This window comes from Azohydromonas lata NBRC 102462 (genome assembly GCF_001571085.1).
Lineage (GTDB): Bacteria > Pseudomonadota > Gammaproteobacteria > Burkholderiales > Burkholderiaceae_C > Azohydromonas > Azohydromonas lata.
The window spans coordinates 18158-38227 of record NZ_BCTC01000030.1 but is presented as its reverse complement, the minus strand read 5'-3'; the positions used below and the strand labels follow the sequence as shown (position 1 = coordinate 38227).

Annotated in this window: 13 protein-coding genes; 7 read left to right on the top strand and 6 right to left on the bottom strand. The window is 74.2% G+C overall.

Features of this window, described 5'->3' with window-relative positions; genetic code table 11:
- Nucleotides 1-129 precede the first annotated feature (129 nt).
- The 4 genes from ALA01S_RS12725 to ALA01S_RS12710 all read left to right on the top strand — a co-directional run bounded on the left by ALA01S_RS12725 (nt 130) and on the right by ALA01S_RS12710 (nt 9043).
- Nucleotides 130-3699 (top strand): hypothetical protein, encoded by a 3570-nt coding sequence (locus ALA01S_RS12725; protein ID WP_066336866.1) that lies wholly within the window; start codon nt 130-132, stop codon nt 3697-3699.
- Between the two features lie 574 nt (nt 3700-4273).
- Complete coding sequence (locus ALA01S_RS12720) at nt 4274-4456, top strand: hypothetical protein (RefSeq protein ID WP_066336863.1); 183 nt, start codon at nt 4274-4276, stop codon at nt 4454-4456.
- 9 nt (nt 4457-4465) lie between these two features.
- The gene (locus tag ALA01S_RS12715) at nt 4466-6610 is read left to right on the top strand and encodes a putative bifunctional diguanylate cyclase/phosphodiesterase (RefSeq protein ID WP_066336861.1); all 2145 of its coding nucleotides are present in this window, start codon (nt 4466-4468) and stop codon (nt 6608-6610) included.
- Between the two features lie 69 nt (nt 6611-6679).
- Nucleotides 6680-9043 (top strand): heavy metal translocating P-type ATPase, encoded by a 2364-nt coding sequence (locus ALA01S_RS12710; RefSeq protein ID WP_084267499.1) that lies wholly within the window; start codon nt 6680-6682, stop codon nt 9041-9043.
- A 19-nt stretch (nt 9044-9062) separates the two neighbouring features.
- On the opposite strand, the gene ALA01S_RS12705 is transcribed toward ALA01S_RS12710, so the two are convergent.
- A complete protein-coding gene (locus ALA01S_RS12705; RefSeq protein ID WP_066336858.1) occupies nt 9063-10628 on the bottom strand; it encodes a bifunctional aminoglycoside phosphotransferase/ATP-binding protein in 1566 nt (521 codons plus the stop codon).
- Nucleotides 10629-10699: 71 nt separating this feature from the next.
- On the opposite strand from ALA01S_RS12705, the gene ALA01S_RS12700 reads away from it, so the two are divergent.
- Together ALA01S_RS12700 and ALA01S_RS12695 are read left to right on the top strand one after the other, a co-directional pair.
- Nucleotides 10700-11176: a nucleoside deaminase gene (locus ALA01S_RS12700; protein WP_066336856.1), complete on the top strand. Its 477-nt coding sequence runs from the start codon at nt 10700-10702 to the stop codon at nt 11174-11176.
- A 142-nt stretch (nt 11177-11318) separates the two neighbouring features.
- Nucleotides 11319-12554, top strand: coding sequence for a zinc-binding metallopeptidase family protein (locus tag ALA01S_RS12695; protein ID WP_066336854.1), 1236 nt, complete (start codon nt 11319-11321; stop codon nt 12552-12554).
- Nucleotides 12555-12620: 66 nt separating this feature from the next.
- Here ALA01S_RS12695 and ALA01S_RS12690 read toward each other — a convergent pair whose 3' ends face one another.
- On the bottom strand, nt 12621-12905 hold the full coding sequence (locus ALA01S_RS12690; protein WP_084267498.1) for a helix-turn-helix domain-containing protein: 285 nt from the start codon (nt 12903-12905) through the stop codon (nt 12621-12623).
- A gap of 154 nt (nt 12906-13059) precedes the next feature.
- Here ALA01S_RS12690 and ALA01S_RS12685 point away from each other — a divergent pair, with 154 nt between their 5' ends.
- A complete protein-coding gene (locus ALA01S_RS12685; protein ID WP_084267497.1) occupies nt 13060-13977 on the top strand; it encodes an SDR family NAD(P)-dependent oxidoreductase in 918 nt (305 codons plus the stop codon).
- A 30-nt stretch (nt 13978-14007) separates the two neighbouring features.
- Here the strand turns inward: ALA01S_RS12685 and ALA01S_RS12680 are convergent, their stop codons facing one another.
- From ALA01S_RS12680 to ALA01S_RS12665, 4 genes are all read right to left on the bottom strand, one after another.
- The gene (locus tag ALA01S_RS12680) at nt 14008-16644 is read right to left on the bottom strand and encodes a diguanylate cyclase (RefSeq protein WP_157118971.1); all 2637 of its coding nucleotides are present in this window, start codon (nt 16642-16644) and stop codon (nt 14008-14010) included.
- Nucleotides 16645-16681: 37 nt separating this feature from the next.
- The gene (locus ALA01S_RS12675) at nt 16682-17497 is read right to left on the bottom strand and encodes an ABC transporter substrate-binding protein (protein ID WP_066336848.1); all 816 of its coding nucleotides are present in this window, start codon (nt 17495-17497) and stop codon (nt 16682-16684) included.
- Nucleotides 17498-17680: 183 nt separating this feature from the next.
- Nucleotides 17681-18736 (bottom strand): 6-phosphofructokinase, encoded by a 1056-nt coding sequence (locus ALA01S_RS12670; RefSeq protein ID WP_066336845.1) that lies wholly within the window; start codon nt 18734-18736, stop codon nt 17681-17683.
- Nucleotides 18737-18852: 116 nt separating this feature from the next.
- Nucleotides 18853-20058 (bottom strand): efflux RND transporter periplasmic adaptor subunit, encoded by a 1206-nt coding sequence (locus ALA01S_RS12665; protein WP_066336843.1) that lies wholly within the window; start codon nt 20056-20058, stop codon nt 18853-18855.
- Nucleotides 20059-20070 lie beyond the last annotated feature (12 nt).

The following is a 20070-nucleotide window of genomic DNA, read 5'->3' as shown; positions in this document are numbered from 1 at the left end:
CGGCGCAAGGCCCAGCGTGCGGCACTCATGGCCCGTTGAGCCGGCACGGGGCTGCGGCCACGGCCCTCTGGTCACAATGGCAAAAAAACCGCCATCCCCCGTATCGGGCCTGCCGCAGGAAGTAAACACATGGCCGATGCCAAACCTCTCGCGCCGCGCCGCGCCGGCAAGCCCTCGCCGCGCCCGGCAGGCCAGGCGCAGGCCGGTGCCACGCCCGCTCCGGCCCCCGCCCCCGCCCGCGCGCCGCGCTGGTCGCCGGGCCTGGGCTTTTTCGCCACCGCCACCGCGCTGGCGCTGAGCGCGCTGGGGCTGCTGGGTGCCGTGCTGGACGTGGCCGGCGGCTGGGGCGTGGAAGACTTCCTGGGCTGGACCGGCACCGCCGAGGACGGCCCGCTGGAGCTGCTGCTGCGGCTGTGGGAGCAGAGCGGCCGCACGCCCGCGGCCTGGCTGTACCTCGGCCTGGACAGCGTGCTGCTCGTCCCCCTCTACGGCGGGCTGCTGCTGGCCCTGTCCCTGCGGCAGGCCCAGGCCCTGGGCGCCGACAAGGCCGCGCGCCGCGCCCAACGCGAGCGCGTGGCCCTGAGCGTGCTGGTGCCGCCCGCGCTGGCCCTGGTGCTGGTGGACCTGCTGGAAAACGCCCTGGGCCTGGCCCGCGTGGGCGAGCTGGGCCCCTGGCTGGCCCTGGGCTGCACGGCGCTGGGCGCCGCAGCCCTGTATGCCGGCGCCACGCGGCGCCAGCCCGGCCTGCGCCTGGTCCGGCAGGACGTCTGGGTGACCCTGGGCCTGGCCGCCGCCGCGCTGCTGCTCATGGGCTTCGGCTCCCCAAGCTGCACGCCGCCGGGCCAGCCGCGCGGCCCCTGGCTCGCGCAACTGGGCTGCGGCGCCCACGCGAGCAAGGCCTGGCTCGTGGGCGTGGTGGTGCTGCTGCACGCGGCCACGGCGCTGGCCTGGCTCATGGGCGTGACCCTGCCCGCGCAGGCGCCCGCGGCGCAGCGCACGCAGCGCGCGCAGTTGCGCGCGGCGGTGGTGGACATCGTGCTGCGCAGCCGCGGCGTGCTGCTGGCGCTGGCGGCGCTGGCGGCGCTGCTGCTGGGCACGGGCGTGGCGGGCGACGCGCTCTATGCCACCGCCGTGTCGCCGTTTCGCGCCAGCCACGCCGGGCTGGCCGAGCGGCTGCTGCGCACGCTGGGCATGGTGGGCGGCTTCGCCCTCACGGGCCTGGCGCTGTGGCTGCTGGTGCACGCGTGCTGGCTGTGGACGCGCGCGGCCTGCCAGTTGCGCCGCCCGCACGGCCCCAGGCCCGCGGCACCCGGCAGCACGCCGCCGGGCCAGGCCGTGGCGCGGATCTGGGCCCGCATGCTGGGCTTGGCCCCCGCGCTGCTCATGGCCGCGGCCGCCGCCCAAACGGTGCGCGAGACGGTGCGGCAGCAGACCCTGGGCGCCACCGCGCCCTGGCCCGTGCCGGTGGTGCTGCTGGTGCTCTTCGGCCTGGCCGCGCTGGCGTTGGGCGGCGGCTTCCTGCTGCGCCGCCACCTCGTGGCCGAGGTGCTGTGCTACGACGCCTTCACCTGGCCCGCCCTGGCCGCGCGCGCGGGCGTGGTGGCCGCCCCGGACGCCCCCGCGCTGCCGGCGCCCAAGTACCGCTTGTGCAACCTGCTGCCGCCGCAGGCACTGGCGCCGCTGCTGCTGGGCCTGCTGCTGGGCTGCCGCGTGCTGGACCTGCTGCCCGGCCCAAGCAACGCCGGCCCGCTGGACGTGCTGCCCTCGCTGGCACTGCCCGCGGCGCTGCTGACGCTGGCACTGTGGCTGTGCGTGCTGGGCGCGCTGTCGCTGTTCGAGCTGGCCAGCGCCCGCCCGTGGTCCGGCGTGCTGCTGCTGGCCCTGCTGGGCCTGGCCTGGGCGGGCTGGTCGGCCAACGCCGCCGTGTGGCCGGCCGTGGACCCCGAAGGCGCCGCCGCCGCGGGCGGGCTGCGCATGCTGGGCTTCACGGCGCTGCTGGGCGGCGTGCTGCTGCTGGCCCACACGCTGGCGCTGCGCGAGGCGCGGCGCCACGCCCTGGCCCGCGCCGACGCACCGCGCCGGCCCCTGGGTGCCACGGCGGCGCTGGCCGCCGGCGGCCTGTGGGCGCTGGCGCTGCTGGTGCTCCTGGGCGCGGACCACGGCGCCAGCGCCCGCATGCCGGCCGAAGCCGAGGCCGTGGCCCAGGCCGACCGCCGGCCCACGCTGGACGCCGCACTGGGCACCTGGCTGCACTCGCTGTGCGGCCACGACGGCGCGGCGGCCACCTCCGCCGGCACCGGCGCCGACGCCGCGGACGACCCCGCCTGCACGCCGCCGCTGGCGCTGGACGCGCAAGGCGCGCTGCGCGTGTACCTGGCCGCCGGCGACGGCGCGGGCCTGCGCGCCGCGGCCTGGACGGCACTGGCGCTGCAGCAGCTCAACCAGCGCGACTCGCAATGGCTGCGCCGCACCTTCGCCATCACCGGCGCGGGCGGCGCGGGCGTGGGCGCGGCGCTCACGCGGGCGTGCGCCGTGGACGGCCACATCGACGAGGACTGCGTGCTCGCCTTCGCGCGCGCGGACCTGCAGTCGCCGCTGCTGTCGGCCGGGCTGTTCGAGGACGCGCTGGCCTGGCTGCTGCCCACGCGCTGGTGCGGCCTGCCGGGCTGCGGCGTGCTCTCGCGCGCGGCCTGGTTCGAGCAGGCGCTGGAGTCGGCCAGCCCGGGGTTGCGGCTTGGGCTGATGGAGTCTCGCCGCCAGGCGCTGTCCTACCCCAGCGACCACCTGCCCTACCTGCTGCTGCAGGCGCAGTGGCTGGAGACGGGCGAGCGTGCCATCGCCAGCGACTTGCGCATCGCCTGGACGGACTTCCCCGGCGCGCACGACCAGTTGGGCCTCACCGGCCTGGACCTGCCCTTGGGCACGGCCGCGCACAACGCCGCGCGCGCGGCACCACTGCATCCGCCGGGCGCGCTGCGGGGCTCGCACGAGCGCTGCCGCGACCGCAGCGCCAGCCCCGCCGAAGAAGCCGCCAGCGACGCGCCCCGCGCCCACGATCCGCCCGGCCCGGTGTGCGGCCACCTGGGCGACGGCGGCAGTGCCGACCCCGGCGGCGCGCAGGCCATGCTGGACCTGCTGCAGAGACTCTCGCACTGCCTCTCCGGCAACGCGGCCGGCCGCGAGGGCTGGCCGCACTGCGCGGCCTTGGGCGAGGCACGGCTGGCCTGGCTGCGCGCGCACCTGCTGCCGCAGTTGCTGCTGGTGCGCGCCGACGAGGCGCCGACCGCCCCGGTGAACGGGAAATGCCCGGCGCCGCACCAGCGCGCCCCGGACACGCTGCAACTGGCCATGGCGCAGCCGGTGGCGGGCTGCGCCGTGCCCGCAGGCGACGCGCACGAGCCGCGCCGCCCGCTGTGCCAGGCGCCGGCCCCGGCGGCGCGATGGCCCTGGCTGCAGCCGCAGCGCCCGGCGCAGGCCCAGGCCGCGGCGGCGCTGGCCGAATCCCGCCTGGCACAGGCCCTGGCCACGCTGCGCGCGGACCTGGGTGGCGTGGCCCGCGACAGCACCGAGCCCGCCCTGCGCATCCTGGCCCTGCACCCGGACGGCCTGCGCTACGGCTCAAGCTGGCTGCTGCCGGCCCTGGCCGTGGAGCGGCTGCAGCGCCAGGCCGCGGCCTGCGTGGGAGCGCCCGCGCCGTGAGTACCAGGCCGCGACAGCCCATGGCCGCAATGGCTTCGCGGCGTCAGGCTTATGTCGGCTTGAAATGTTTCGATACTCGCCTTCAGCGCTTGCGTGCGCGCCGGATGGGCATCGCCCCGCTGCCGGATTGAATTTCCAAACTTACTCAGCCGCCGACAGGGCAGCGAAATTCCCTGGCTACCCGGGGAAACTTCAATAAACGAGGTTTGCCTGCTTGAAGCGAACCACTGCTTCCCACTGGTTGCGCCGGCTTAGCCCCTGATTCAAACCCTCATCGCCGCTGGAGCCAAGACCAGTTTTTGCGGCAGAGCAAAGCCCCATCTCCAAATGCTGGACAGGCGGTACTTTTTTGCCTGAATACTGCATTTCCAGCCAAGAACTCGGTTTCGCCAAATTCCCGGCGCCACAATCTCAACAATATTTCGGGGCGCGCCGGCGTGCAGGCCAGGGCAGCGCAACAGTCAGCAAGGCGTCAGTCGCCCATGTACGCATCCGTTACAACCATGAAAGGGGCGATTCACAGCACCGTTCGCTGTGAATCGCGTCGATAAATAGGCACATCGGTAGTTTTTTTGTGTCCGCACTCGTCCATCTCAATGTCCGGCGCTCCGGCGCCGGCCGCTGCCTGCAGGCCCATCTGCCGCGCGGCGAGCCGGCCATCATGCAGGCCACGGGCCACTGCCCGCACCTGAGCGCACCGGCGCAAACCGTCCGCCTGATCCGCCGATTCACCGACCCACTGGCCATTGACGCCTGAGCGTTTCGCATGTCCACCCAACCAGGCACCTCAGGCCAGACCCCGCTGTACGAAGACCTCCCCTGCGGCCACCTGCTGCTGGGCGCCGACAGCCTCATCGTCCGCGCCAACCGGCTGTTCGCCCAATGGCTGGGATGCCCCCCGCAGCACATCGAGCAGCGGCTGCGGCTCACGGAGCTGCTCACGCCGGGCAGCCGCATCTTCTACAGCTCCCACGTCGTGCCCTTGCTCGCGTTGCAGGGCTTTGCCAACGAGGTGTCCCTGGAGCTGACGACGCCGGGCGGCCAGGCGCTGCCGGTGCTGCTCAACGCGCAGCACCTCGAAGGCGCCAGCGGCGAGGACGCGCTCATCAGCGTGACCGCTTTCAACGCCAGCGCCACGCGGCGCTACGAGCAGATGCTGGTGGCCACGCAGGAGCGTGCCGAGCGGGCCCTGGACGAGCTGCGCGAACAGCGCGAGCAGTTGCGCGTGACGCTGGAGTCCATGGCCGACGCGGTGGTGACCGTGGACGCCAATGGGCAGGTCAAGCTGCTGAACCCGGCCGCCGCAACGCTGCTGCGCGTGGATGCGCGCGAGGTGGTGGAGCGGCCCTTCGCCGAGGTGGTCAGGCTGCTGTGGGCCGACGACCAGCAGCCGCGGCCCTGCCCGGTGGTGCAGTGCCTGTTCCTGCCGGAGGCGCAGCAGGAAACGCGCGCCAGCCTGCTGCGCGCGCACGACGGCACGCTGTGCCCCATCAGCGACACGGTGGCGCCCATCCACGACGCGCGGGGCCGCTGCACGGGCGCGATCTGGGTCTGCCGCGACGTGAGCGAGCAGCACCGCCTGGCCGAGCGCGCGGCCCATGCCCTGCGCCACGACATGCTCACCGGGCTGCTCAACCGGCAGGAGTTCGAGCAGGCGCTGGCCCGCTGCGCCGCCGCCCAGGGCTGGCCGGGCTACCTGCTGTGCTACCTCGACATCGACCAGTTCAAGCTCATCAACGACACGCTGGGCCACGCCGCGGGCGACTTGCTGCTGCGCGAGCTGGCGCAACTGCTGCGCGACGGCCTGCGCAAGGACGACCTGCTGGCGCGGCTGGGCGGCGACGAGTTCGGCATGCTGCTCAAGGGCTGCTCGGCCGGCGAGGCCGTGCAGCGCGCCCAGGCGCTGCGCAAGCGCATACAGGACCATCACTTCCACTGGGAGGGCGGCACCCACCGCGTGACCGCCAGCATGGGCGTGGCGCAGCTGCCCGGCCCGGGCGAGCCGGCCTCCATGGCCCTGATCCATGCCGACATCGCCTGCCACGCGGCCAAGGAGGCCGGGCGCAACCGGGTGCAGTTCTTCACCTCGGCTGACACCCTCGTGCAGGCGCGCCACGGCGAGATGCACTGGGTCCCGCGGCTGCAGCAGGCGCTGGCGCAGGACCGCTTCGAGCTGCTCTACCAGCCCATCGTGGCCACGGCGCCGGGGGTCAGCCGCGTCAAGTACGGCGAAATCCTGCTGCGCCTGCGCGACGACGACGGCCAGCTCGTCTCGCCGGCGCTGTTCATTCCCGCGGCCGAGCGCTACCAGCTCATGAGCGCGCTGGACCGCATGGTGCTGCGCAAGACCCTGGACTGGATGCAGCGCACGCCCTCCGTGCACTGCTCCATCAACGTCTCCGGCCAGTCCCTGGGCGACCTGGCCTTCCTCGACGAGGCCGTCGCCAACATCAAGCGCAGCCGCGTGGACGCGCGCCGGCTGTGCTTCGAGATCACGGAGACGGCGGCCATCGGCAACCTGGAGGCCGCGCAGGCCGTCATCGCGCAGTTGCGCGCGCTGGGCGCGCGCTTCGCGCTGGACGACTTCGGCGCGGGCATGTCGTCCTTCGCCTACCTGCACCTGCTCAAGGCCGACGTGCTCAAGATAGACGGCGGCTTCGTCAAGGACCTGCACCGCGACCCGCGGCACCGCGCCATCGTGGAATCCATACACCACGTGGCCGCCGCCTTCGACATGCGCACGGTGGCCGAGTGGGTCGAGAACGAAGCCATACTGAACGAGCTGCACGCCATCGGCATCGACTATGCGCAGGGCTACTTCACGGGCAGGCCGGTTCCCTTGAGAAGCTGGAACGCCGAGTCGCCGTCGCGGCCAACCCAGGCAGCCCCGGCAGGCGCGGCGGTCTCTTAAGCCGCAGCGGCCACGGGCGCAGGCCGCGCGGTGTCCAATGGCGGGTAATCCCTTGATTTCCAGGCCGCCATGAGCACCGACGACAAGCAGCCCAGCTCCTGTTCCGACGCCGCCTGCGGGTGCGGCTCCGCCGGCGCAGCCGCACCCGTCGTCACCCTGCAGCGCCGCAGCCGCGGCACGCCCGCCGAGCTGCCGCCCCCGCCCGGTGCCACGCTGCTGCGCATCCCGGACATGGACTGCGCCGTCGAGGAGGCCGACATCCGCCGCGCCCTGGCCGGCGTGGCCGGCATCAAAGCGCTGCGCTTTCAGCTCACCGCCCGCACCCTGGCCATCAGCGCCCCGGCCGAGGTGATGCCCGCGGCACTGCAGGCCATCGGCGCCGCGGGCTACGCGGCCACCGACGTCACGCCCGGCCGCGCGGGCGCCGGCCAGGCGGCCACGGCCGCGGGCCACGCCCAGGCCCACTCCCACGACCACGACCATGGGCACGCGCAAGAACATGGGCATGACCACGGCCACGGGCATGGCCACGACCACGGCCTGCAGCCCGGCCTCGTGCGGCTGGGCGCCGCGCTGGCCCTGGCCACCGCCGCCGAAGGGCTGCACCTGTTGGGCGAGGGCTCCACGGCGCTGCGGCTGCTGGGCATGGCCGTGGCGCTGGGCGCCATCGCCCTGGCCGGCGTGGACACCTTCCGCAAGGGCTTCAAGGCGCTGCTGCGCCTGAAGCTCAACATCAACGCGCTGATGGCGGTGGCGGTGGCCGGGGCCTTCGTCATCGGCCAGTGGCCCGAAGCCGCCATGGTGATGGCGCTCTACGCCATCGCCGAGCTCATAGAGGCGCGCTCCGTGGACCGCGCGCGCAACGCCATCCAGAAGCTCATGGCGCTGGCGCCGGCCGAGGCGCTGGTGCAGCAGGCCGACGGCCGCTGGCAGGCGCAGCCGGTGGAGCAGGTGCCGCTGCAGGCCCGCGTGCGCGTGCGCCCGGGCGAGCGCATCCCGCTGGACGGCGTGGTCACGGCCGGCCAGGGCACGGTGGACCAGGCCAGCGTCACCGGCGAGAGCCTGCCGGTGGACAAGCGCCCCGGCGACGCGCTGTTCGCCGGCACGGTCAACGGCGCGCAGGAGCTGGAGCTGCGCGTGACGGCCGCGGCCTCGGACAGCACGCTGGCCCGCATCATCCACGCCGTGGAGCAGGCGCAGTCCACCCGCGCGCCCATGCAGCGCCTGGTGGACCGCTTTGCCGCCGCCTACACGCCGGCCGTGTTCGCGCTGGCGCTGGGCGTGGCGCTGCTCGCGCCCACGCTGCTGGACTGGAGCTGGGCGCAGGCCGTGTACCGCGCGCTGGTGCTGCTCGTCATCGCCTGCCCCTGCGCGCTGGTGATCTCCACGCCGGTGACGGTGGTCAGCGCCCTGGCCGCCGCGGCGCGGGCGGGCGTGCTGGTCAAGGGCGGCGCCTACCTGGAGCAGGCGCGGCGGCTGCGCGCCGTGGCGCTGGACAAGACGGGCACGCTCACCGCCGGGCGCCCGCGCCTGGTCGAGCAGCGCGTGCTCGCGGGCGACGAGGCCCTGGCGCTGCGCTGCGCCGCGAGCCTGGCGGGCCGCTCCGACCACCCCGTCTCGCAGGCCATCGCCGCGGCGCTGGCCAATGCGCCGGCCGGTACGCCGCCGCTGCCCGTGGAGCGCTTCGAGGCCCTCACCGGCCGCGGCGTGCAGGCGCTGGTGGACGGCCGCGCCCTGGTGCTGGGCAACCACGGCCTGGTGCACGAGCGCGGCCTGTGCGATGCGGCGCTGGAGGCCGAGCTGCAGCGCCACGAGGCCGCCGGCCGCACGGTGGCGCTGCTGGCCGACGAGCGGCAGGTGCTGGCCCTCTTTGCCGTGGCCGATACGCTGCGCGCCGAGTCCGCCGAGGCCGTGGCCGCGCTGCGCGCGATGGGCGTGGTGCCCGTGCTGCTGAGCGGCGACAACACGGCCACGGCGCGCGCGGTGGCCGCCGAGGTGGGCATCACCGAAGTGCAGGCCCCCCTGCTGCCGGAAGAAAAACTGCGCGCCATAGAGGCGCTGCAGCAGCGGCTCGGGCCCACGGCCATGGCCGGCGACGGCATCAACGACGCACCGGCGCTGGCGCGCGCGGACATCGGCATCGCCATGGGCGGCGCGGGCACCGACATCGCCATGGAGGCGGCCGACGTGGTGGTGATGAACGACGACCTGCGCCGCCTGCCCGCGCTCATCCGGCTGTCGCGCCGCATGACGGCCGTGCTGTGGCAGAACGTGGCGCTGGCGCTGGGCATCAAGGCCGTGTTCCTCGGCTTCGCCGTGGCCGGCAGCGCCACGATGTGGATGGCGGTGTTCGCCGACATGGGCGCGAGCCTGCTGGTGGTGGCCAACGGGCTGCGGCTGCTGGACGGCAAGGGGTTCACATCGCGCCCCTGAGGGCGCTGTCAATCGGCTTTCAGGCGGCCGGCGGCTGCGCCAGCCAGCGCGCGGCCAGTGCCGGCACGTCCACCGGCTGGTCCGTCAGGACTTCCATGGCGCAGGCGCGCTCCGCGGCCTCCAGCGGCTCGGCCGTTGCGAGCTGCTTTTCCAGCACCGCCACGCCGGCCTCGGACGGGTCGCTGCCGGCCGCGTCGCGCGCGGCCACGCGCTCGCGCAAGGTGGCTGCATCGGCACCGCAGGCCAGGATGCCGAAGGGCACGCCCAACTGCCAGGCCAGGTGCTCGAACAGCCGCCGGTGCTCGCGGCTGAGGAACGCGGCGTCCACGATCACCGCAAAGCCGCCCAACAGCGCCTCGCGCGCGCACGCCAGCAGGTGCTCGAACGTGCGCCGGCCCGCCTGCGGCGTGTAGAGGTCCAGCCCAAGCGCCGCCGAGCGCTGCAGCGCCTGCAGGCCAAAGAGGCGCTTGCGCTCCACGTCCGAGCGCACGCGCACCGCCCCGGCCTGCGCCGCCAGCGCCTGGGCCAGCGTGGACTTGCCGCTGCCCGACAGGCCGTAGGTGATCAGCAGGCGCGGCGCGCGGCCGGCGGCGACCAGCGCCTGGGCGCAGGCCAGGTAGTCCGGCCGCGGGCCGGACGGCGCCGAGGACGCCTCCGGCGACAGCGCCGCGACGAGCGCGCGCACCAGCGCCCTGTAGACCTGGAAGAAGCGCAGCACGCGGGTGCCCGCGTAGTCGCCGCCGCGCTGCAAGTACACGTCCAGGAAGCGGAAGGCCAGGTCCGCGCGGCCATGGGCCTGCAAGTCCATGGTGGTGAAGGCGATGTCGGCCATCACGTCGGCCCAACGCAGCGCGGGGTCGAATTCGATGCAGTCGAAGGCGGTGGCCTCCTCCCGCTCGCCTTCGCCCAGGACGATGAGGTTGGCCAGGTGCAGGTCGCCGTGGCCTTCGCGCACGGCGCCGGCATCAAGCCGCCGCCGCAGCACGGGCGCCAGGTTTTCACCTTGTTGGCGGACCCAGGCGCGCAGGGCCTGCAGCCGGGCGTCGACGCCCAGGGCATCGTCGAGCTGGTCCAGCACCGTCAAGGCCGCCTCGCACGCGCCCGCGGGCTGGCCAAAGGGGCCGTCGGCCGCGGCCACGGCGGCGCCGCGATGGAAGTCCGCCAGGCGTTCGGCCAGGCGCTCGACGTGGCGCGGCAGCAGTTGGCCCGCGCGCAGCCGCTCGGACATCAGTGCGCCGTCGGGAAAGCGGCGCATGGCCACGGCGTGGTCCAGCACCGGAGCGCCGCCACCCAGGCGTGGCGCATCCGGCGTGCCGCGCACGGGCAGCACGCCCAGGTAGAGCGACGCGGCCAGGCGGCGGTTCAGCCGCAGCTCGTCCAGGCAGGCCTGCTTGCGGCGGGCCGCGGTGCTGAAGTCCACGAAGGGCAGCCGCACGGGCTTCTTCAGCTTGAAGGCCAGGCGCGCGGTGAGCAGCACCCAGGAGATGTGCGTTTGCAGCAGCGCCACCGGCGCGCCGGTGAGCCGCTGCAGTTGCGCGCGCAGCGGTTCGGGGTTGGGCGCGGGCGGCGGGGCGTCGTCATCCATGCGCGCAGTATGCGTGGCGGCCGCGCCGCCGCTTCACCATGCGGCGCCCATGAACCACCCAGGAGCACGACATGGCCCAGCACGGCGATCTGGACGAACGCGACGCCCTCCACCTGCGCCAGGCCATACGCCTGTCGGCGCAGGCGAAGGCGCGCGGCAACAAGCCCTTTGGCGCGGTGATCGCCGCCGCCGACAGCACGGTGCTGGCCGAGGCCGGCAACACCGGCACCGAAACGCGCGACTTCACCGCCCACGCCGAGATGAACGCGCTGCGCGCGGCCGGCCCGCGCCATGCGCGGCAGCTGCTGGCCGGCGCCACGCTCTACGCCTCCGGCGAGCCCTGCGCCATGTGCGCGGGCGCGGTCTTCTGGAGCGGCATCGGCCGCGTGGTGTTCGCGCTGGACATCGCCGCGCAGCAGCGCGCGGGCAAGCCGGCGGAAATTGCCCTCTCCTGCCGCGACGTGCTGCAGGCCGCGCCGCGGCCCGTCACGGTGCTTGGGCCCTGCCTGGCCGACGAGGCGTTCGAGGCTTTCAAGGGCGCCTGGTAGCGCGCGCACCGCGCCACCCGGGCCCCGCCCGCAGGGCCCCAGGGGACGGCACGCCGCCTGCCCAGGGCTGCGGCGTCGCGCGCCGCAGCGCACTTGGCCGGCCGGCGCCCACAACACTCCCCTTGCAGACCCTGGAGAAGCTATGCCCACCGTCTTCGACTCCATGGCCGCGCGGCTGCGCAGCGCCTGGAAGCCACACAAACAGGCCACCACGCCGCGGGCCTTCCGCTGCCAGTGCGGGCGGCCCGTGTTCTTTCGCAACAGCCAGTGCCTCAACTGCGGCACGGCGCTGGGCTACGACCCGGCGCGCTCGCAGGTGCTGCCGCTGGAGCCCTTGGGCGAGCACCTGTGGCGCGAGTTCGGCGCGAGCGAGCTGGCCCCTGCCTACCGGCGCTGCGGGAACTTCGAGGCCGCCGCGGCCTGCAATTGGCTGCTGCCGGCCGAGGAAAAGGGGCCGGACGGGCAGTTCGCACCGCTGTGCAAGGCCTGCCGGCTCAACCACACCATCCCCGACCTCTCCGTGGAGGAGAACGCGCTGTGGTGGGGCCGCATCGAGGTCGCCAAGCGCCGCCTGGTGTCGCAGCTCATAGGCCTGGGGCTGCCCGTGCTGTCCAAGGTGGAGGACCCCGAGCGCGGCCTGGCCTTCGACTTCCTGCGCGCCCCCGAGGGCGGCCCGCCCGTGATGACCGGCCACGACGACGGCCTCATCACGATCAACGTCGAGGAGGCCGACGACGCCCGGCGCGAAAAGCTGCGCGCCCAACTGCACGAGCCCTACCGCACGCTGCTTGGGCACTTCCGCCACGAGGTGGGGCACTACTACTGGGACCGGCTGGTCAAGGACACCGAGTGGATCAACCCGGTGCGCGAGCTCTTCGGCGACGACCGCATGGACTACGCCGCCGCGCTCAAGAAGAACTACGAAGAGGGCCCGCCCGCCGACTGGAAGGACCGCTTCGTCAGCACCTACGCCAGTTGCCACCCGTGGGAGGACTGGGCCGAGACCTGGGCCCATTACCTGCACATGGTGGACACGGTGGACACGGCGCTGTCCTTCGGCATTGATGCCGACGACGTGGAGATCGAGGCCGTGCCCTGGACCAGGGAAGCCCTGTGGCGGCCGGACGACGCCGACGCCGAGGCCTTCCTGGGCTTCATCAACGCCTGGACCGAGCTGACCGCCGTGCTCAACGAGATGGCGCGCAGCATGGGACAGGCGGACTTCTACCCCTTCGTCCTGCCCAAGCCGGCCGTGGCCAAGCTGCAGCTCATCCATGCCATCGTCCGCGGCACGGGAGCGCAGGTCGAGCCGCCGGCCGCGCCCAAGGCGGCACCCAGCTCCACGGCCGAGGAGGAGCCGGCCGAGCCCGTGGCTTGAACAAGCCGCAGGCGGCCCCGCGCATGGTGCCGGGGCCGGCCGATTCACGCAGTCACACCGGGGCGCTCAAACCGCCGGCCCGTTGGGCCCGCTCTTGGTACGCACCACCAGCTCCAGGCCCAGCAGGTCGATGACGTCCAGCACCTTCTGCAGCTGCAGCGTGGGCTTGCCGCCCTCCAGCTCCACGATGAAGCGGTTGCCCGTGCGGCCGCGGTCGGCGATGTCGAGCTGGCGCAGCGACAGCCGCTTGCGCTGCGCGCGCGCCAGCGCGCCCAGCGCCACCGAGGACCGCACCACGGCTTCGCTCTTGTCTTCTTCCGAAACGGCCGGATGGATGTCGTTCTGGTTCAATGCCGTTACCTCCTTGTAACGGATTGTTCCATTGCCGCGGCGCAAGTGGGCACTGCCGGGCCCCTGGGAAGCTGCACAGGGTGTGTCGAAATACCGGGCGCGGCGCTTGCCGAACGGGGTGCCGCCGCATTGAGCGCCTTCCAGGAGCCCCCCGATGAACGACTTCCCCGACGCCGTCCCCTCGTCCCGCCCGTTTGCCATCGTCACCGGCGCGTCCTCCGGCATAGGGCTGGAGCTGGCGCGCTGTTGCGCGCAGCGCGGCTGGGACCTGCTCATCGCCGCCGACGAGGCGGCCATCCACGACGCCGCCCAGCAGCTGCGCGCCCTGGGCACGCAGGTGCAGGCCGTGCAGGCCGACCTGGCAACGCCCCGGGGCGTGGAGCAGCTCTGGGACGCCGCCGGCGGCCGCGTGGTGGACGCGCTGCTGGCCAACGCCGGGCGCGGCCTGGGCCGCGGCTTCCTGGACCAGGACTTCGGCGCCGAGCGCCATGTCCTGGACACCAACCTCACCGGCACGCTGGCGCTGCTGCACAAGGCCGGGCGCCAGATGCGCGAGCGCCGCAGCGGCCGCATCCTCATCACCGGCTCCATTGCCGGCTACATGCCCGGCACCTACCAGGCCGTCTACAACGGCAGCAAGGCCTTCCTGGACTCCTTCGCCTACGCGCTGCGCGAGGAGCTCAAGGACAGCGGCGTGAGCGTCACCTGCCTCATGCCCGGGCCGACCGAGACGAAGTTCTTCGAACGCGCCGACCTGATGGACACCCGGGTGGGCACCATGAAGAAGGACGACGCGGCCATGGTCGCCCGCCAGGGTTTCGAGGCCATGCTCGCAGGCAAGCCGGCCGTGGTCACGGGGCTGAAGAACAAGCTGCAGGTGGCCGCCTCGCACGTGGTGCCGGACACGGCGCTGGCCCGCGCCCATGCGAAGCAGGCCGCGCCGGGCACGGCGCAGACGCCGGCACAAAAGTCCGCCAAGGCCGTGGCCGGCGCGTTGGGCGGGCTGGCGCTGCTGAGCGCCTGGTGGCTGCTGCGCGGCCCCTCGGCACGGCGCGGACAGGTGACGGTGTGAGCGGCTGAGCGGGCCGCGCGCGGCCCCGCTTCAGGCCGTGGCCGCCGCGTCCTGCGCCACCACCACGCGGTTGCGGCCCTCGTCCTTGGCCTGGTAGAGGGCGCGGTCGGCGCGGCCCAGCAGCGGCGTGGTCTCGCGCTCGGTTGGGCCGAAGGCGGCCACGCCGATGCTCACGGTCACGTTCAGCGGCCCCGCCGCGGTGGACACGTCCTGCCCCGCCACCGCGTGGCGCAGCGTCTCCGCCAGCACGGCCGCCCCTTCCCGCGTGGTGTCGGGCAACAGCACCGCGAACTCCTCGCCCCCCAGCCGGCCCATGCGGTCGGTGCGGCGCAGCCGCTCGCGCGCGACCGCGCACACCTGCGCCAGCACGACGTCGCCCGCGGCATGGCCGTGGCGGTCGTTGATGAGCTTGAAGTGGTCCAGGTCCAGCATCAGCACGGCACCCACGCGGCGGTGGCGCTGGTAGCGCACCAGCTCCTCTTCCAGCGCCTCCAGGAAGGCGCGGCGGTTGAGCACGCCGGTGAGGGCGTCGGTGGTGGCCAGGCGCCTGAGCTCCAGCTCCCGCGCCTTGCGCTCGCTGATGTCCTCCAGCACGGCAATGAAGTGGCGCACGCTGCCGTGCTCGTCGGCCAGCGGCGTGATGGTCTGCGAGACGTGGTAGGGCGTGCCGTCGGGGCGGCAGTTGCTCATCTCGCCACGCCAGACCTCGCCGGCCAGGATGGTGCGCCACATGAGCGCGTAGATCTCCGGGCGCTGGTCGCCGGAGCTCAGCAGGTCCTGCGGGCGCCGCCCAACCAGCTCCTGCAGGCTGTAGCCGCTCAGGCGGCTGAAGGCCGGGTTGGCCCATTCGATGACGGCGCGGCTGTCGGTGATCATCACCGCGTTGTCGGCCGCATCCAGCGCAGCGCCCAACAGCCGCAACTGCGACTCGGCGCGCTTGCGCTCGGTGATGTCCTGGAACAAGCCCACGAAGTGCAGCGGCCGCCCTTCGGCGTCGCGGTCCACGTGGATGGTCAGCCACTGCGTGTAGCACTCGCCGGACTTGCGCCGGTTGATGATCTCGCCGGCCCAACTGCCCTGCTCCAGCAGTTGCGTCCACATCGCGCGGTAGAAGGGCGTGTCGTGCTGCCCCGAGGCCAGCAGCGAGGGCGTGCGGCCCAGCACCTCGTCGGCGCCATAGCCGGTGATGCGGCTGAAGGCCGGGTTGACCGAGACGATGCGGTTGTGCGCGTCGGTGATGACGATGGCCTCGGCGTTGATGGCAAAGACGCGGCTGTTCAGGCGCAGCGCCTCGGCGCTGCGGCGCTGGGCCGTGACGTCCATCTGCAGCAGCAGCGCGCAGCGCCGGCCGTCGCGCTGCAGCGGCCGCACCAGCACGCGATACCAGCGCGGCCCGGCCGAGGCGCTGCCGTGGAAGCTGCCCTGGTAGTCGTCGGCCTGCCCCGCGAGCACGGCGGCGATGCCCTGGCCCAGCGTGGGCGCGTCGGGGTCGTCGCCCTGGTAGAGCGCGCCCAGCGCCTCGTAGTGCGGGCCGCCCAGCAGCGCCGCGGGCAGCGCGGCGTCGCGCGCCATGTCGCGCCAGGCCTGGTTGATCTGCAGCGCGCGCCCGTTGGGCGCGAACAGCAGCACGGCTGCCGGCAGCGCGTCCAGCAGCCGCGCCTGCTGCTCCACCTGCTCGGCCTGCACGCGCATGCGCCGCAGCGTGGCGCGGCGAAACATGCCGTAGCCCCCCAGCAGCGCCAGCGCCGCCAGCCCGATGAGCGGCGTGACGATCCAGGCCTGGCGCCGCACCTCGGCGCGCGCGCCGGCCAGCGCCGCGGCCTCGTCCACGCGCGCCACCACGGCAAAGGGGCGCGCGTGGTCGCTGCGGTAGGCGGTGATCCACGTCCCCTGCTCGCCCATGGGCTGCAGCAGCGTGCCGATGTCGGCGCCGTCCTGCCAGCGCCGCACCAGCGCCTGGTTGGCCCGGCGCCAGGCCGCCGGGTCGGCGTCGCGCGTGCTCAGCAGCAGCGCGCCGTCCCAGCGCAGCAGGTCCACGGCCCAGGCGGTGTCGGACTCGCGCGCCATGAGGCGGTTGAGAAAGAAGTCCACGTTGAGCGTGGCCACCACGCCCGGGCCGGCCGCGCCGCCGCCCATGAGCACGGGCACGAAGCCCAGGTCCACCGCCGCGTCGCCGCCGGCGAGCACGCCGTCGACCAGGTCGCGCCCAACGTGCGCCCTGCCCACGCGCAGCAGCGGCTCGCCGCCATCGGCATCGGGCAGGAAGCCGCGCAGGTCCACCTTCACGCCCAGGTTGGCCGGGTTGGAGCTCAGCACCACCAGGCCCTGGCGGTCCAGCAGCGACAGCGAGCGCAGGTGCGGGGCGTTGTGCAGCACCTCGCGCAGGCGCTGCGCGCGCGCCTCGTCGCTGGCGTCCTGCGCCGCGGCCTGCAGCAGCCCGCGCAGCGACAGCTCCACGGCCGACAGCGTCTGGCCAAAGAGATGGGCGTTGTGCCGCGTCTCGGCCACCGCCAGCCGCCGCTGCGCCTGGACCTGCTCGTCGGCCAGGCGCTGCCCGTGGTAGAGCAGCCCGCCCAGGGCCAGCGCCACGGTCAGCGCCACCGCGGCCACGGTGCTCCAGTCGGCCCGGCGGCTCCAGGTCACGCGCACGCCGGCCTCCGGCGGCATGGCGCCGTGCACGGGCGGCGAAGCGGTCCCATGCGGCTCACTGCGTGATGACGATGGGGTCCAGCCCGTGGCGGCGCGCCGCGGCCAGCAGCCGCCCGTCGCGCTTGATGCGGGCCACGAAGCCGTCCAGCGCCTGCAGCCAGCGCTCGTCCCCGGGCGCCACGGCCCAGGCGTAGGGCGTGACGTGGTAGGTGCTGGTGGGGGCCACCAGCCGCGCCCAGTCGGCGCTGTCGAGCATGCGGCGGCTGTAGGGGAAATCGGTCATGAACACGTCGGCGCGCCCGGACTCCACCTCCTGCTCGCGCGCGTGCGGCGTGTCCAGCACCGCCAGTTGCGCCTGGCGCAGCTTCTCGCGCATCACCGGCTCGTGCAGCGTGCCGCGCGCCACGGCCACGACCACGCCGGGGCGGTCGATGTCGTCCCAGGTGCGGATGCGGCGGTTGCTGCGCGTGGTGATGGCGTAGATGTCGCTGGCCAGGTGCGGCGCCGTAAAGCGCAGCTTTTCCTGGCGCAGCGGCGTCACGCCGATGGCGAACATGGCCACGTCGCAGCGGTCGGCGAGCAGGTCCTCCACGAGCCGCGCGAAGCTGCTGTCCACGAACTGCACGGCCAGCCCCAAGTCCTTGCCCAGCTCCTGGGCCAGGTCCACGTCCAGGCCCACGAGCTGGCGCGTGACCGGATGGCGGTAGGAGATGCCGTAGTAGTCAGGCCAGACGCACACGCGCACCTGGCCGGCCTGGCGCAATCGCTCCAGGCGGGAAGGCGGCTCGGCGGCCAGGGTGGCGCTGGACAGGGCCAGCGCCGCAGCGGCCACCAGCAGGCGGCGCGGCAAGCGGAAACGGGAAACAGACATCCGGAGCGCGGTGGCAAACGTGAGCGGGCGCCAGTGTGGCGGGCCGCCACCGCATTTCCCCGGCGCCGGCCGGTGGATTTTTTGCAGTTGCGCAATGTTTTGCCGCTTTTCCGCAGTAGCGCGCGGCCGGCGCCGCCCACCCGGCCCGGCGCCCACCGCGCACGCGCCGGACGCCTCGGCCGGCTACGCCGGCTCGCCCAGGCTCACGCCGATCTCGCGGGCGCAGCGCAGCAGCGGGTGCTCGGCCGGGATGCAGCGCCGCCCCGCGGCCACCGCCTGCAGCGCCACGCTGGTGAGCTCGCCGCCTTGCAGCGTGACCATGCGGCCGAACTCGCCGCGCCACACCAGGTTGGCCACCTCGTTGCCGTAGCGCGTGGCCAGCACGCGGTCGAAGGCCGTGGGCGCGCCGCCGCGCTGCACGTGCCCCAGCACGGTGGCGCGCACTTCGCTGTCCAGCAGCGGCTGCAGTTGCGCGGCCAGCACATGGGCCACGCCGCCCAGGCGCACGGGCTCGTCGCGGCCCGGCAGCACTTCCTGCACCACCACGCCGGCATCGCGCGCGTGGGCGCCTTCGGCCACGCAGATCACGGTGAAGCGCTGGCGCGACTCGCGCTCGCGGCACACGGCGGCCACGGCCTGCACGTCATACGCGATCTCCGGCAGCAGGATCACGTCGGCCGCGCCGGCGATGCCGGCCTCCAGCGCGATCCAGCCCGCGTCGCGGCCCATGGTCTCCAGGATCATCACCCGCCCATGCGCCTGCCCCGTGGTCTGCAAGCGCTCCAGCGCCTCGGTGGCCACGGCCACCGCCGTGTCGAAGCCGAAGCTGCGCTCGCAGCCCACGATGTCGTTGTCTATGGTCTTGGGCACACCCACCACGGCCAGGCCGCGCGCGGCCAGCGCCTGCGCGATGGCCATGGTGCCGTCGCCGCCGATGGCCACCACGGCGTCCAGCCCCAGGGCCTGCGCGCTTTCGAGCACGCGCTGCGCGCCCGCTTCGCCCTCCATGAGCGGGTTGCGGCGGTTGCTGGTGCCCAGCACGGTGCCGCCGAGATGGATGAGGCCGCTGACGGCGCGCCAGTCGAGCTGGCGCACGCGGCCCTCCTGCAGCCCGGCAAAGCCGTCCTCTATGCCCACCACCTGCGCCGAACAGTGGCGGATGAGCGACTTGGTGACGGCGCGGATCACCGCGTTGAGCCCCGGCCCGTCGCCGCCCCCGGTCAAAACGCCTACTCGCATGCGCTCGCTCCCTCGAAGTCAAAGCCCGCAAGTGTGCCGGCACATTGCGCACCCGCTGCGGTGCGGGCCAGGCCAAGGGCAGCAGCGCCGGGCCGCGTCGGCGCCGGCAACGCACGTCAGGACGTCCGGCGCCGCTGCACGCGCACGCCGTCGCGCACGGCGGCGGCGGGATAGAGCACCACGTCCTGGCCGGGTTGCAGGCCGCTGCGTATCCAGGCGCGGCTGCCGTTGCGCGCGGCCACGTCCACGGGCTGCAGCCGGGCGCGGCCGCCGTCGACCCGGTACACGGCCATGACGCCTTCGTCCTCCACCGGAAACACGGCGCCCACGGGCACCTGCAGCGCCGAGGCCACCGATTGCGTGACGATGCGCACGCCCACGCGGTAGCCGTCGCCCAGGGCGCGCCAGGCCGCGGGGTCGCTCTCGATGTCCATGAGCACGCGCACGCGCTGCTCCTCCACGCCCAGGGCCGAGACCTTGGTGAAGGCCGCGGGCTCCACCAGCCGCACGCGGCCCTGGAGCACCCCGGGGCCGCCCCAGCGCTCCAGCAGCACGCGGCTGCCCGGGGCGGCCTGCAGCGCGTCGGTGGTCAGCAGCTCGGCCACGACTTCCATGCGCGCGGTGTCGCCCAGCTCCAGCAGCGGCGCTCCTGCGGCCACCGTGGCCTCGCTCGCCTGCGCCACGCGCAGCACGCGGCCGGCCACCGGCGCGCGCAGGACGAAGGTGCGCCCGCCCGCCGCCGGCCCCCGCTGCACCGCCGACAGCGCCGCGCGGGCCTGCTCCACGTCGTGCGCGGCCACCTCGCTGTCCAGCCGCGCGGCCTGCACGTCCTGGTGCGCCGCCTGCAGCGCCAGCCGGTCGTTGTCGAACCTGGACAGCGAGACGAAGCCCTGGCGGACGAGCGCTTCGCTGCGCGCGGCCTCGTTGCCCGCCTGCTGCAGCGCCACCTCGGCGCGGGCGGCGCGCGCCGCGGCACGCTCGCGCGCGGCCAGCGCCATGTCCAGCCGCGCGCGCTGCTCGCGCAGCGTGCGCTCGTCCTGCAGGGCGGGCAGCACGGGGGTGAGCAGCGCCAGCACGTCGCCGGGCGACACCGCGTCGCCCTCGCGCAGCGCCATGCGCTGCAGCACGCCGGCCAGCGGGGCGCTGACCACGTAGCGGTCGCGCACGCGGGTGCGGCCCTCCTCCTCGATGAAGGTCTCGAACGGGCCCTGCACCGCGGTGGCCGTCTCCACCGGCACGGGCCGCGGGGCCAGGGCCCAGGCCAGCAGCAGCAGCGCCGCGGCCAGGCCGGCGGCGGTGAAGGCCCAGGTCTTGCGCTTCATGGCGTCGGGGTC

Bases quoted from the DNA above. Each gene is read 5' to 3' on its own strand.
- ALA01S_RS12685 (WP_084267497.1), top strand. From the start codon at position 13,060: ATGAACGACTTCCCCGACGCCGTCCCCTCGTCCCGCCCGTTTGCCATC.
- ALA01S_RS12705 (WP_066336858.1), bottom strand. From the start codon at position 10,628: ATGGATGACGACGCCCCGCCGCCCGCGCCCAACCCCGAACCGCTGCGC.
- ALA01S_RS12715 (WP_066336861.1), top strand. From the start codon at position 4,466: ATGTCCACCCAACCAGGCACCTCAGGCCAGACCCCGCTGTACGAAGAC.
- ALA01S_RS12695 (WP_066336854.1), top strand. From the start codon at position 11,319: ATGCCCACCGTCTTCGACTCCATGGCCGCGCGGCTGCGCAGCGCCTGG.
- ALA01S_RS12725 (WP_066336866.1), top strand. From the start codon at position 130: ATGGCCGATGCCAAACCTCTCGCGCCGCGCCGCGCCGGCAAGCCCTCG.
- ALA01S_RS12670 (WP_066336845.1), bottom strand. From the start codon at position 18,736: ATGCGAGTAGGCGTTTTGACCGGGGGCGGCGACGGGCCGGGGCTCAAC.
- ALA01S_RS12680 (WP_157118971.1), bottom strand. From the start codon at position 16,644: ATGCCGCCGGAGGCCGGCGTGCGCGTGACCTGGAGCCGCCGGGCCGAC.
- ALA01S_RS12675 (WP_066336848.1), bottom strand. From the start codon at position 17,497: ATGTCTGTTTCCCGTTTCCGCTTGCCGCGCCGCCTGCTGGTGGCCGCT.
- ALA01S_RS12700 (WP_066336856.1), top strand. From the start codon at position 10,700: ATGGCCCAGCACGGCGATCTGGACGAACGCGACGCCCTCCACCTGCGC.
- ALA01S_RS12665 (WP_066336843.1), bottom strand. From the start codon at position 20,058: ATGAAGCGCAAGACCTGGGCCTTCACCGCCGCCGGCCTGGCCGCGGCG.
- ALA01S_RS12710 (WP_084267499.1), top strand. From the start codon at position 6,680: ATGAGCACCGACGACAAGCAGCCCAGCTCCTGTTCCGACGCCGCCTGC.